Raw genomic sequence first — 12469 nt, forward strand, 5'->3', positions numbered from 1 at the left:
AATTAGGGTGAAAGGATTTGGAATTTATGTGTAAGGGTTTGCAAAACCTGTGCAGTACAAGATCTGTCGTAGTTTTGCAACAGGTAGTTTCTTTTCCAGCAGATTTTCTGTTACTTTTGTAAAGTATCCAACAGGAGGAGGAATAACGATGATAAAGCTACCTGCTAGAACCTTTCTAGCCGTATCTATAACCTTTGCTCTCAGTACCACCGCTCATGCTGCTGGCTTTGCCCTCATTGAAAACTCAGCTTCAGGCATGGGGAATGCTTTTGCAGGGGCTGCTGCCGTTGCTGAAGACGCATCCACCACTTGGTTTAACCCTGCCGGTATGGCGGAATTGGGCGATGGCATTCAAGTTAGCTCAGCGGGCCATATTATTATCCCTAAAGCGAAATTCACCAATAAAGGTTCTTGGGTTAACCCCGCCTTGACTGGTGGAAATTTTGATCAGGCCAAAGCAGCCTTAATTGGGAAAAACGATGATGGCGGCAAAACGGCTTTTGTACCGAATGCCTATGCAGTGAAACGTCTTAACGAAAAAGTGACCGCAGGGATAGGGATTAATGCACCTTTCGGCTTAGAGACTGATTATGACGATGATTGGATTGGGCGTTATAACGCTTTAGATTCAGCGATGCAAACTGTCAATATTAATCCCTCGATTGCTTATGAAGTGAATGAGCAATTGACTTTTGGTGGGGGAATTAATCTGCAATATATTACTGTGGAATTAGGGAGTGCGATTGATTCAGCCGCTGCTTGTCGCAGTATTGCTAGTGCTGCCAATAGCGGCGATTTGTTGCTGAGCTGCTTAAACGCTATGCCCACGTTGTCCAACAAGGCTACCGACAGCAAAGTGGTCATTAGCGGTGACGATGTGTCTTTTGGCTATAACTTAGGTGCGATGTATAAGCCTAATCCTAACACTAAAGTCGGCATCAGTTATCGTAGTGCAGTGAATCATGAATTGGAGGGTAAGGCTGATTATAGCGTTAATGCTGCCTTACAACCGATACTAACTGCAACGGGTGTTACTCGCTTTAATGATGTTGATGTGACTGCTGAGGCGAATCTACCTGATACTTTGTCCTTATCAGTGGCGCATAAAGTGAATGATAAAGTCGAATTACTCGGTGATATTACTCAAACAGGTTGGAGTAGCTTCGAACGTTTACGCGTAGTGGATAAGAAAACTGGCGCGATCGTCACCAATGTGGATGAAAAATGGGAAGATGTGACCCGTTATTCGGTCGGGGCTAATTACCAATATAATGATCGCCTAAAATTACGGGGCGGGATAGCTTTAGATAAGACGCCAATCCCCAACGCTAAACTGCGTACACCACGTACCCCAGACAATGACCGCACTTGGTTAGCGGTGGGTGCAAATTATAAATTGAATAAGAACTCCAGCCTTGATGTTGGCTATGCCCATTTGTTTATGGATGAAACCCCCATTGATAATACGAGCGAAGATAATGGCTATGCGATACGTGGGGTTTACGATGCTAGCGTTGATATTATCAGCGCACAATTCAATATGTCATTTTAAGAGGGCCTAACCATGATTAAACGTAAAAGCTTAGCCTTCTGTTTAGTGGCAGCCTTAGGCCTAGCCAGTTACAGTGCACTAGCTTATGATTTTGATGCCAGCCAAACGGACGCACAAAATAATTACAGTGCGGCACTTTCACCTCTGTTTGATCCTGCAAATGGCATTATTCCTAGTACTAATGATTTACTCTTTCGTGGTAGCACGGATGGTACTTTGAATATTCCCACGACTAATCTGCCTACTACACAATTGCCATTGTACGATGCCATTAACTCCTTAGACGGCTTTGCCTTGACTGCACCGATTACAGCGGCTTTCAGCAATGTGATGGATGCCGCCAGCGTAAAAGTCGGTAGCAGTGTGTATGTATATGAAGTCAAAAAAGATCTGGCGACTGGTGCTGTGACCAGTGTTGAAAAACAACTCACTGCGGCAGATATTTACGCCACTCCTACTGCGGATGGCAAAACTTTAGTGCTAGTACCACTTAAACCCTTAAAAGAAAGTACCAGCTATATGGTCGTTTTGACCAATAGTATTAAAGATAAAGCTGGCAAAGCAGCCGCTAGTTCATCCACTTATCTACTGGCTAAAGCTAGCCAATCTTTAGCCAGCACGCCTTATGCAGCTTTAGAGCCTTTACGTCAACTGATTGGTACTCAGGAAGCAGCAGCGGTAGGAAAAGGGATAGCAAAAGCACGCATTATTCTAAGCTGGACTTTTACTACGCAATCTGTCACGCCCGTGCTACAAGCCGCCATCTCTCAAGCAAAAGCTAGCAAAATGCTGATGTCACCGGCCTTAGGCACTACCAAGACCTTCGCTAGTAGCTTACGTGGTAAAGCGAATGTGCATGTCGGTAGCTTAGATCTACCCTACTATTTGAATGCGAAAGCGCCCTTAACTAGTTATTGGCAAGGTGCTGGCGACAGCAATCTCACCCGCTATAACCCAGCACCAAAGTTAAAGAGTACGCAAACCATTCCAGTTTTAATGAGCGTGCCCAATGCCACATCCTTAGCAGGAGCAACCCCGCCTGCCTCGGGTTGGCCAGTGATCATTTTCCAGCATGGTATTACCCGTAGCCGCTTAGATATGCTAGCCATTGCCGACACTCTAGCGGATGCAGGCTTTGTAGTGGTAGCGATTGACCTGCCATTGCATGGGATTACTGATACCACTAATCCACTGAAAGCCGATCTCAACCCAATTTTCTCAGAGGATGTAGAGCGCACTTTCAATTTGGACTTACGCAATAACAATACAGGAGCTACAGGTGCAGATGGGGGCATTGACAGCTCTGGCTCTTACTTTATCAATTTGAGCAGTTTGCGTACTTCGCGGGATAATATGCGTCAAGGCATGTCTGATTTGACAGTATTACGCAAAAGCTTAGGCAACATGCAAAGTGCTAGTTCTATTCCTTTAGATACTGCGAAAGTTGGCTTTGTAGGCATTTCCTTAGGCTCTATCGTTGGCACGGGTTATTTGAGTCAAGAAGCTAAGTCTACACCTGCTACCCTTGCAGTCCCCGGAGGTGGCATTGCTCGCTTGCTGGATGGTTCTGAGACTTTTGGCCCGCCGATTCAACAAGGCTTAGCGGCTAGTGGTATCGTCAAAGGTACGAGTGCTTATGATACCTTCATGGCCGTTGCACAATGGGTCATTGACCCTGCCGATCCGATTGTTCTAGGCAAGAAAACTGCTGCCAAGCATCCCATTCATATGCTGGAAGTGGTCGGCATAAATGGGGGGGGTAGTGATAAAGTCATTCCTAATCGGGTGGGAGGTGCACCGTTGTCGGGTACTGAACCCTTGATCAGCATCATGGGCTTAAAATCGATTACCCAAACTGGTACACCGGATGGAGTCGTGCGTTTCACGGAAGGTGCGCATGGCTCACTGTTAGATCCAAGTAGTTCCTTAGCGGCAACCACAGAAATGCAAGCCGAAACAGCGGTGTTCCAAGCTAAGCGCGGAACTGTTATTCCGGTATTTAACCCAGTGGTGGTTAAGCAATAGGCCTAGTTATTCTGGTCTTGTTCAGCCCTTTTGCTTGATGTAAAAGGGCTTTTTTCTGCACAAAATACGTGGATGTGTTTTCAAGCTGCATTTGCTATCGTGTAGGGCTGACAGGCTCTTTGGAATAGAAAAATGTCTGAAAATAAGCGCATGATTTCGCCTACTAGCTCGCGTGAAGAAGAGTATGTGGATGAGCATATTCGCCCGCGTCGCCTCAAAGATTATATTGGGCAGCCCGTGGTGCGTGAGCAAATGGAGATTTTCATTGGAGCGGCTCGTGCACGAGGTGATGCACTGGATCACACCTTAATTTTTGGCCCACCCGGCTTAGGCAAAACCACCCTATCGAATATTATTGCGCAAGAAATGGGCGCGAACCTACGCCAAACCTCAGGCCCTGTCTTAGAAAAAGCCGGCGATTTAGCTGCACTACTGACTAATCTAGAGCCGCATGATGTCCTGTTTATTGATGAAATCCACCGCCTTAGCCCGATGGTCGAAGAAATTCTCTATCCCGCGATGGAAGATTTTCAGTTGGATATTATGATCGGCGAAGGTCCAGCAGCCCGTTCGATTAAACTGGATTTACCACCCTTCACTTTAGTCGGTGCGACGACTCGTGCTGGTCTATTAACCTCACCGCTACGCGACCGCTTTGGAATTGTGCAGCGCTTAGAATTCTATAATGTGGATGATCTCGCGTACATCGTGGGGCGTGCAGCCCATATCTTAAACGTGCCGATGGAAGCCGGTGGCGCTTATGAAGTCGCAAAGCGCTCACGCGGTACACCACGAATTGCTAACCGCTTACTCCGGCGCGTGCGCGATTATGCACAAGTCAAAGGTGATGGGCGTGTCACCCCTGAACTTGCAGATAAAGCACTCAATATGCTGAATGTTGATGATCAAGGTTTAGATCATATGGATCGGCGCTTATTACTAGCCATGCTAGAAAAATTTGACGGTGGTCCAGTGGGTGTGGATAGTTTAGCGGCTGCTATTGGCGAAGAACGTGGCACGATTGAAGATGTCTTGGAACCCTATTTGATTCAGCAGGGTTTTTTGATGCGCACCCCCCGTGGACGTGTAGCTACGCGTCATACTTGGCAATATTTTGGCATGTCGATGCCTAGTAATGCTGCCTTGCAAGAACAAGCTTCACTCGATCTATTCAATGATACTGACCACTAAACTAAGGATCGTGCATGCGCTTTAATCCTGTCGATGAAGTTCCTTCCACTTGGGTCGTAGGGAGTTTTTTCTTTGTACTTTATTTTTTGATTGGCTCGATTTACGCCTTCGTACAACAAGTGCAGGAGAATCAAAATCTCTTCACAACCGGCGGCTTCTTCACGATTGAAAGCTTCGTATTTGCCATGACCTACCCAATATTGGCAGGGCTATTGTGGTGGATGAGTTTCAAGCATCGGGAGGAAATTGCCGAACTACTACTCAATGTGCCCGCACCGGCAGAAATTCCCCAGTATCTTTGGCTAGCGGTCGGTATGATTATTTCCTCGATGGGGTTGGCTTATTTAATGTATTACCCCTTGTCTTTTGTTGCGCCCGATTTAGTGCAGAAATGGTTTTTAGAAAGCCCCCCGTTATTATATTGGGATGAGCAAGGCTATTATTGGCTCGGCAATTTTGTGGCAGTAGTGGCAGCCGTGATCTTTGCCCCGATGGTGGAAGAATTTATTTTTCGCGGTTATTTACTCAATCGCTGGACACTTAAACTAGGCCCGCTGCCTGCCATTTTGCTCTCTTCGGGTTTATTCGCTTTTCTGCACGTTGATATGCTGGGGGCTTTTGTGTTTGGCGTGTTCCTCTGCTTGCTATCTATGAAAACACGCTCATTAGTTGGCCCCATCATTGTGCATTTTGCGAACAACCTGATCGCTGTCAGTATCGAATGGATGGATCATCTCTGGTGGAGTGGCTTTGCACCCATGACTATGCAAGATTTTTATGACCAAGCCGCTTGGGGCGTTTTTGGCTTAGTAGTCGGTCTGCCGTGGTTGTGGTGGTATGCACGTAAACATTTTCTGCCCTTAGCACCCTTATTATTGGCGCATCAAAATGGTGGGCAGACGCCAGATTCTCAAGCGATAGGCTAATTTCACTATCGCTTGCTTAGCCTTTGCTACACCGCCTCTACCAGCAAAATAATACCTTCAACACCCACAACCTCGACTTTAGTTCCTGCGGGTAGATCCTTACCACGCACCCGCCAAGTACTATCACCAATTTTTAGGGAGCCACTGCCTTGGATGATGGCTTCGTTGAGGACATAACGCTTACCAATATGACTGAGTAGGCGATTATTTAGCTCTGGCTCCATCGGGGGTGGATCGCGAAAAAACTTAGATTGGCGCCAAGCATAAAGGCTTAAAATAGAAGTTGCGCCAAACAACAAAAGTTGCCAGCCTAAGCTTAACTCAGGAAAAATCCATAGCACTACACCGGTTAGCACAGCACCAAAGCCAAACCACATTAGAACGACACCGGGCGCGAGCATTTCTAAAGTGAGCAGCACTGCGCCTAAAATCAGCCAGTACCAAAATTCAAAACTCATCATGTTTAGGCCTTCTCCCGCATGACTTTCCACAGCTCATTGATACTGCCAATCGACCCCATTAAACCGCTGGTATCTAAAGGCATAAAGATGGTTTTTTGTTGGTTGGAATCCGCAAACTTACCCAAAGCTTCGACATATTTCTGCGCTACGAAATAATTAAGCGCTTGTACATCACCTTTGGAAACCGCCTCTGAAACCATTTGTGTTGCTTTGGCTTCAGCTAAGGCTTCACGCTCACGGGCTTCTGCTCGCAAAAAGGCTGCTGATTTCGCACCTTCAGCTTCAAGAATCTGCGATTGCTTTTTACCCTCTGCTTCCGTGATTTGGGCGCGCTTTTGGCGTTCAGCGGTCATTTGTAGATTCATGGCTCGTACTAACTCGGCAGGCGGCTCAATGTCTTTAATCTCAACCCGTAAAACCTTGACACCCCAAGCACTAGTGGCTTCATCCACAATGGTTAACACCCGTGCACCGATTTCATCGCGCTTACTCAGCAAATGATCCAGCTCCATCGAACCACAGACAGAACGTAAATTGGTCATAGTAAGATTCAAAATAGCATTTTCTAAATGAGCCACTTCATAAGTAGCTTTGGCCGGATCGAAAACTTGGTAGAACACCACACCATCAATACTCACGTTCGCATTATCGGCAGTGATCACTTGTTGCGGCAAAATATCTAAGACTTGCTCCATCATATTAACCTTGCGACCAATCCGGTAAACAAAGGGAACAATCACCCCCAAACCGGGTTGCAGGGTATACACATAACGACCAAAGCGCTCCACGGTATAGGCAAAGCCTTGTGGAACCGTCTTCACCCCCATGAAAAATAAAGTGACCACCAACACCATGATGGCAATAGCAAAGTATAAGAACATGATTCTCTCCTTAGTTTATTGGTTTTTATATGGCAAACTTATTTCTAGAGTATACCATTGCAAAGCCAATAAACGATTAACCTTGTTAGGCACTGTGGAGATGTGCTTACAGTTCATCGGAAAAACTTTGTGGCCAGCCTAAAAACAGAAAAGCTTCTGCTATAACTGTGGCTTGCTAGTAATGGATCGGGGTATATGGGCAAACATAAGCTGTCGACGGATAATTTCTTGGTACTACCAACCGCTGTTATGCATGAACAACTCGCTTGTTTAGCAAGTTACGGCGCCGTTCTATTTTGGCTACATACTCTAGCGGCTTTATTTTTGTGTCTATTAATTTGGGCACATCCGCCTTTTAGCGCGGGTTTACTCATAGCTTGGCTACTGATTATTAGCTTATTGACGGCCAGTTGTTGGTGGACTAGTAGCCATTTCCATATTGATAAAATTTCAGAAGATAATTTATTAACTCGCACACAACGTTATGTATTGCTCAGCACGCTCTTGCATGCCTTATGGGGTGCATCCGGGATTTTACTATTTGCAAATCAAATAGAGGTCTCAGCAGTACACAGTGCTTTATTGCTCTTAATTAGTTTGGGCGCTTTACCTATGCTATTGCTATCGTGGCCTATTGCCTCAATACAAATCGCTGCTGTCTTGCTCCCAATGGCTTTAATGCTGCTTTGGCCAAGTGAGCCTATTTTTCGCTTATTGAGCTTAGTACTCATCGCGGCAGCCATTGTGACTATGCTCGCGAGTCGACCTTTAGCGCAACTAATGAGTAATTTTCAACTTGCTCAGCGCAAACTGCTAGAGCAAATGAATACCGATGTGCTTACCCAATTAGCCAACCGCCGCCAATTTGAACAATTATTTAAATTAGAATGGCGCCGTTCGGCTCGTACTCGTGAACCTTTAGCACTGTTGATGTTAGGCATTGATCAAGCGATTCATGTCAATACTAACGAACAATGTTTGATTGCTTTAGCGGACTATTTAAAGGGAGCCGTACAACGAGCTGGTGATTTAGTCGCACGTTATGATGATCAGCGCTTTATTGTACTTTTACCCACTACTGATCCTGAAGAAGCCGCACAACTCGCTGAAAAATTCCGTAGCGAAATTGAACGCAAGCAACTAACTTGCGCCCAGTTAGCTGGATTAAAAGTCAGCATCGGTGCAGCCAGCTGCCAACCGCAAGTAACACGTGAACAAGCACAGATTGAGCAGGATCAACACGATGTCACTTATCCTGCTCACCTATTAGCTGCGGCAGAACAAGCCCTGTATAAGGCTCAACATGGTGGTGGTAATCAAGTTATTCTTGAAAATGTCTAAGAGACATCACTCTGTTTTAAACTTGGCTAATCATGCAACACTCTTAGTTGCAAACCGAACGCCTGCTGATAAAAATTTAAACTTGCAGCTGCCTCATTCGCCTATATTGAAAATACAAATGACGTGTCTTAAAAAGCAAAAGGCCCTGTAAACTATTAATTTACAAGGCTTTAAAGGTGGTGGGTCGTATGCGATTCGAACGCATGACCACCTGATTAAAAGTCAGATGCTCTACCGGCTGAGCTAACGACCCGTCGAGGCGTGCATTCTACACAATCAGAGATAGGTTTCAAGCATTTTTTTACCTGAACGCCTAATTAACTTAAATTTTCCTCCAAATGCTTAATTTATCCGTCTAGAACCTAAACATCTAACACCGACTCGTTCTGCAGGCAATGAATAGTTTTTGCCACTTGTACATCTTTAGGCATTTCCTGCATGGTCACCCAAGCTTGCTTCAAATGCCCTAGGGTAGCCTCTTGTAAGCTCTGTAAAGCTGCTGAAGTACGCTCAACATCAAAGAACGCAAATGGTTCATCCAAGAAAATAAACTGGCTCTCCATGTCATTACTTTCGACGAGCGAATTCCCTAAAGCCATCCGCATCGCTAGGCTGATTTGCCGTTGAGTCCCCGAAGAAATTTCATCGAAATCGAGATAATCACCTTTCTCATCTGACAACACCCGTAGCGCAAAATCATTATTGATTTCTAAACTGTTATAGTGACTATGAGTGAAATCCGATAGCAAACCTTGGCAACGTTGCTGCACGATTTGATTAAAGCGGACAATCGAGAACTGCGAAGACTGACGAAGCAACTCCGAAGCTTTAGTCTTCACTTTAAGCTCTTGTTGATAAGCTGTCATTTGTGCCGTTTGCTCCGTATCTTCACGATTCAACGACATTAATTGATCAACCAAACTACGCTCTTTACTCACATCCTCATCAAGGCTAGCCATACACTGCCCGAAAAAGCGTCCACGCTGTTTTAAGTCCTCACTAATCGCATTGCTGGTGTAACGCACTTGATCTGGTAAGACCGCATACTCTCGAACTTGTTTAGGCAGATCGGCGGATAAGGATAAATCGTTAGATAATTTACCCACTTTAGGTGCTTGTGAAAAAAGATGCTGCTCCTGCAGATAGCTTGTAGACCTAGTACCTAGCATGGTGTCGATTGCAGTATTAGCTTGTTCCCAGCCAGTTTGTAAAGTATGGCTAAACTGATTAGCCTGCTCAAGCAGCGGTTGCAAACGATAACGCTCCACATACCAACCTCTGAAGAGGACAAAGCTAGTAACAATTGCTATACCCACTCCAATCCATAGCAGTAAGCGCGCAAAAAAAGCCTCGCGAGTAAAATCAGGCCGACTAACCCCATCTAGCCATTGGGGAAATAAAGTCAAAACAGCCCAAGCTGCTAATACCAGCAGCAGGCCAATAATCCCCAACAGGCTCCAATGTCCTAGCCAGCGACTTTTACGTTGATAGCGTTGATAAGAACCGTGCCCTTCTAAATACAACTCGCTGCCCGTTGGGATTGCACTGACTAAGGCTTGGCCTTGCTTTTGCTGATCCTCTAAAGTTTCCCGAACTTCTAATAAATCTGGTAAACGTTGGGCATCTACGCTAATCGCTGCTTGAGCCGCTTGGGTGGTTTTATGGTCAGCTTCGAGCTTATCCAAAGCCTCTTGAGCACTCTGCAACTCTTGCTGTAGCTCCTCGTCAAGCTGCGCATAGGCTTTAATACCCGCCATTTTTTGTAAATTGGTAATATCAGGTTCGCGCTCAGTCCCTAGCTGCTTGCTCCAATAAAAAGTACGACTAAACGTTGAGTAGTTAAATCCGACTAAGCGCGTTAAGAATTGCTCTACTGCCGCAGAGGTAGAAGCAAGCACTTGTTCTTGAGCATCTAATAAAGAAGCCTGCTGATTTCCAGTTTTATTGACACTGCGCTTTAAATGATAAGTTTCGCTGGCATGGACAAAGCTCACTGTGACGCTAGCTTGCTCAGCGCCCCAATGAATTAATTTATTAGTACGATCAGTTGTTAAATTATCAGTCCGTCCAAATAAGCCGAAACTTAAAGCTTCACCAAGACTACTTTTCCCAGACTCATTCCCACCCGTAATTAGAATCAAACCCAGTTGGGGTAACTCTTTTAAATGCAGTCGTTTGTATTTACGGAAGTTCTCCGCAAGCAGTTCCGTAATAATCATCCCTGATCTCCTATAGCAGCCTGCTCTAAACGCTCAATCACTAATTTCGCTGCTGCTCGATAAAGATGGGCATCAAAATTTTCTTGATTAGCTGCCATCGTAAGATTTTGCTGACAAAACTCAGCAAAGCGGCGAGCAGCCGTACTTTTTAGCTGTGTAGTATTAAGCCATTCGGCCTGTACGGGTTCAGATGACACTCTTTACCTCCGTTCTAAGATAGGTTTGTTTAACTATAATGTAAAACCACAAAAAAAGGTGGACTCCTCCCTGTTACTTACTGTGTCAGTACCTTAAATGACAGCTCATCGCTTAGATAAGTCGCTTCAGCAGTGAGAAACGTTTAAAACAGGACAGCTTTGCCTAAATCACTAAGATACCAGCGCTTCCATGGACAAAAGGACGTGTCATGATGGCTAGAATCTTAATTCTTGATCTTAATCCCAAGCTCACTTACCCAGACTTATCCATTGCTTATTTAGTCACACCCTTACGTGCTGCGGGTTTGCAAGTGGTCGTCGAAACCTTTGTAGCTGAAGAAAAGAAGCAAAACCCTAGTCAAACTAACTTGAATTTGACCAATATCCCAAAATATTTAGAGAGTACTCAGCCTGCCCTAATTTTGATTCCCAGTTATTTAAATCATTATGTAGCTATTCAAAAACTAGCCCATTGTGTGGCTGATTTAGGACTACCGTTGATTTTAGGGGGAGGTTGTTTAACAACATGTAGTACTGAAGATTTGCCTTTATGGTTAAGTTTAAAAGGGGTCACCGCCGTTTTTGTGGGTGAAGCCGATTGGGTCATTGCTGAGTTAGTAGCCACCGTCCTAGGTAAACAAGATTTATCCGTATGGCCGGGAGTTTGTCAACGAGGGCTAGAGATGGAAACGCTCAGTGCACCACCTTTACAAGAATTAGAATTACTGCCCCTACCTGATCTATCGGATTTTGCTTGGCAACTGCATCGTTCCGCTTTAATTCCTATCCTTACAAGTCGTACCACTCGATTAGAAAATAAACAAAATATTTACAGTAGCCGTCCGGTACAAGCAGTCTTAAGCGAATTATATATTCAGGCAAAACGTTACCCATGCAAAGAGTTTATCTTTTTGGATCCCAGTCTTAATGCCAACTTAGCAATGTGGTATGGCTTAATCGATAATATTCAAGCAGTTGTACCGGGTTGCCGTTGGTTAGCCACGATTTTTTTAGATGGTAAAAATGACTTAGGCCTTGATTTGAATACTTTTGTTGCAGCCCGTACGGCTGGCTTAAGACACTTAAATATCAGCTTAGATGCGACGCAAACACTTAAACAAGGTAAGCTACTTAATACCGCGATGGAGCGCAATCGTGAGCTAGTTGCCTATGCTTATCAAGCGGGTTTAAGTGTACGCTGCTTGGTGCAGAATCATACGCTATTCAATAGTCTTGCGGATCTACCCAACACGAATGATTTTCTACTGCAAAAACTAGTAGAAACTACGCAAGCTAGGCAAACTGCTAGCAGCGCAGCTAAACAAACTAGTTCAGACAAACCAACTACTGCACCTCACCATCAACCAAAACAAACTCCAACACTAAGAACTGATCAGACCGTCATTAAATCGGGTGGTATCAAATCAGACAGCCTAAAAACCAAAGTCAGTTTTTGGCAGCGACTCAAAAAAACCTTAGTTTCCCAGAAATCGCATAAAACATCTGAAGCAAATCAGCTAGTTTAGGGCAAGTTTTATAAATCATTTTAATTAATCAGTCACCGTTCAGGCAAAGACTGCGAGGATGCGTATGGAGCGGCGGGCAGCTCGTCGGGTAAATTTAAGCAGCTTTGTGAATGATTTTATATTTGGATGGCAAATCCTAATAATAAAAAC

At 44.9% G+C, this 12469-nt stretch carries 10 protein-coding genes and 1 tRNA gene; 6 read left to right on the forward strand and 5 right to left on the reverse strand.

What is annotated here, in order from left to right; translation table 11 throughout:
* The first annotated feature begins 148 nt into the window (after positions 1-148).
* The 4 genes from Q0307_RS16070 to Q0307_RS16085 all read left to right on the forward strand — a co-directional run bounded on the left by Q0307_RS16070 (position 149) and on the right by Q0307_RS16085 (position 5694).
* Positions 149-1552, forward strand: a complete 1404-nt coding sequence (locus Q0307_RS16070) for an OmpP1/FadL family transporter (protein WP_298661939.1) — start codon at positions 149-151, stop codon at positions 1550-1552.
* A gap of 12 nt (positions 1553-1564) precedes the next feature.
* A complete protein-coding gene (locus Q0307_RS16075; protein ID WP_298661940.1) occupies positions 1565-3577 on the forward strand; it encodes an Ig-like domain-containing protein in 2013 nt (670 codons plus the stop codon).
* Between the two features lie 132 nt (positions 3578-3709).
* Positions 3710-4768: a Holliday junction branch migration DNA helicase RuvB gene (gene ruvB, locus Q0307_RS16080; protein ID WP_298661942.1), complete on the forward strand. Its 1059-nt coding sequence runs from the start codon at positions 3710-3712 to the stop codon at positions 4766-4768.
* Between the two features lie 14 nt (positions 4769-4782).
* The gene (locus Q0307_RS16085; RefSeq protein ID WP_298661944.1) at positions 4783-5694 is read left to right on the forward strand and encodes a CPBP family intramembrane glutamic endopeptidase; all 912 of its coding nucleotides are present in this window, start codon (positions 4783-4785) and stop codon (positions 5692-5694) included.
* Positions 5695-5720: 26 nt separating this feature from the next.
* Here Q0307_RS16085 and Q0307_RS16090 read toward each other — a convergent pair whose 3' ends face one another.
* Positions 5721-6155: an NfeD family protein gene (locus Q0307_RS16090; RefSeq protein ID WP_298661946.1), complete on the reverse strand. Its 435-nt coding sequence runs from the start codon at positions 6153-6155 to the stop codon at positions 5721-5723.
* A gap of 2 nt (positions 6156-6157) precedes the next feature.
* Positions 6158-7036 carry an SPFH domain-containing protein gene (locus tag Q0307_RS16095; RefSeq protein ID WP_298661948.1) on the reverse strand — a complete coding sequence of 293 codons (879 nt, stop codon included), beginning with the start codon at positions 7034-7036 and terminating at the stop codon, positions 6158-6160.
* A gap of 195 nt (positions 7037-7231) precedes the next feature.
* Here Q0307_RS16095 and Q0307_RS16100 point away from each other — a divergent pair, with 195 nt between their 5' ends.
* On the forward strand, positions 7232-8377 hold the full coding sequence (locus tag Q0307_RS16100; protein WP_298661949.1) for a GGDEF domain-containing protein: 1146 nt from the start codon (positions 7232-7234) through the stop codon (positions 8375-8377).
* Positions 8378-8554: 177 nt separating this feature from the next.
* Here Q0307_RS16100 and Q0307_RS16105 read toward each other — a convergent pair.
* The 3 genes from Q0307_RS16105 to Q0307_RS16115 form a co-directional block, all read right to left on the reverse strand.
* Positions 8555-8630 (reverse strand) — tRNA-Lys (locus tag Q0307_RS16105).
* Between the two features lie 109 nt (positions 8631-8739).
* Complete coding sequence (locus Q0307_RS16110) at positions 8740-10596, reverse strand: AAA family ATPase (RefSeq protein ID WP_298661951.1); 1857 nt, start codon at positions 10594-10596, stop codon at positions 8740-8742.
* Positions 10593-10793 carry a hypothetical protein gene (locus tag Q0307_RS16115; RefSeq protein WP_298661952.1) on the reverse strand — a complete coding sequence of 67 codons (201 nt, stop codon included), beginning with the start codon at positions 10791-10793 and terminating at the stop codon, positions 10593-10595. Before Q0307_RS16115 ends, Q0307_RS16110 begins: the two co-directional genes overlap by 4 nt.
* A 209-nt stretch (positions 10794-11002) precedes the next feature.
* On the opposite strand from Q0307_RS16115, the gene Q0307_RS16120 reads away from it, so the two are divergent.
* On the forward strand, positions 11003-12319 hold the full coding sequence (locus tag Q0307_RS16120) for a hypothetical protein (RefSeq protein WP_298661954.1): 1317 nt from the start codon (positions 11003-11005) through the stop codon (positions 12317-12319).
* The last annotated feature ends 150 nt before the right edge of the window (positions 12320-12469 follow it).

It is taken from the genome of uncultured Thiothrix sp. (assembly GCF_937873765.1).
In the GTDB taxonomy this organism is placed as follows: domain Bacteria; phylum Pseudomonadota; class Gammaproteobacteria; order Thiotrichales; family Thiotrichaceae; genus Thiolinea.

Bases quoted from the DNA above. Each gene is read 5' to 3' on its own strand.
- Q0307_RS16085 (WP_298661944.1), top strand. From the start codon at position 4,783: ATGCGCTTTAATCCTGTCGATGAAGTTCCTTCCACTTGGGTCGTAGGG.
- Q0307_RS16075 (WP_298661940.1), top strand. From the start codon at position 1,565: ATGATTAAACGTAAAAGCTTAGCCTTCTGTTTAGTGGCAGCCTTAGGC.
- Q0307_RS16100 (WP_298661949.1), top strand. From the start codon at position 7,232: ATGGGCAAACATAAGCTGTCGACGGATAATTTCTTGGTACTACCAACC.
- Q0307_RS16070 (WP_298661939.1), top strand. From the start codon at position 149: ATGATAAAGCTACCTGCTAGAACCTTTCTAGCCGTATCTATAACCTTT.
- Q0307_RS16120 (WP_298661954.1), top strand. From the start codon at position 11,003: ATGATGGCTAGAATCTTAATTCTTGATCTTAATCCCAAGCTCACTTAC.
- Q0307_RS16090 (WP_298661946.1), bottom strand. From the start codon at position 6,155: ATGATGAGTTTTGAATTTTGGTACTGGCTGATTTTAGGCGCAGTGCTG.
- Q0307_RS16110 (WP_298661951.1), bottom strand. From the start codon at position 10,596: ATGATTATTACGGAACTGCTTGCGGAGAACTTCCGTAAATACAAACGA.
- ruvB (WP_298661942.1), top strand. From the start codon at position 3,710: ATGTCTGAAAATAAGCGCATGATTTCGCCTACTAGCTCGCGTGAAGAA.
- Q0307_RS16095 (WP_298661948.1), bottom strand. From the start codon at position 7,036: ATGTTCTTATACTTTGCTATTGCCATCATGGTGTTGGTGGTCACTTTA.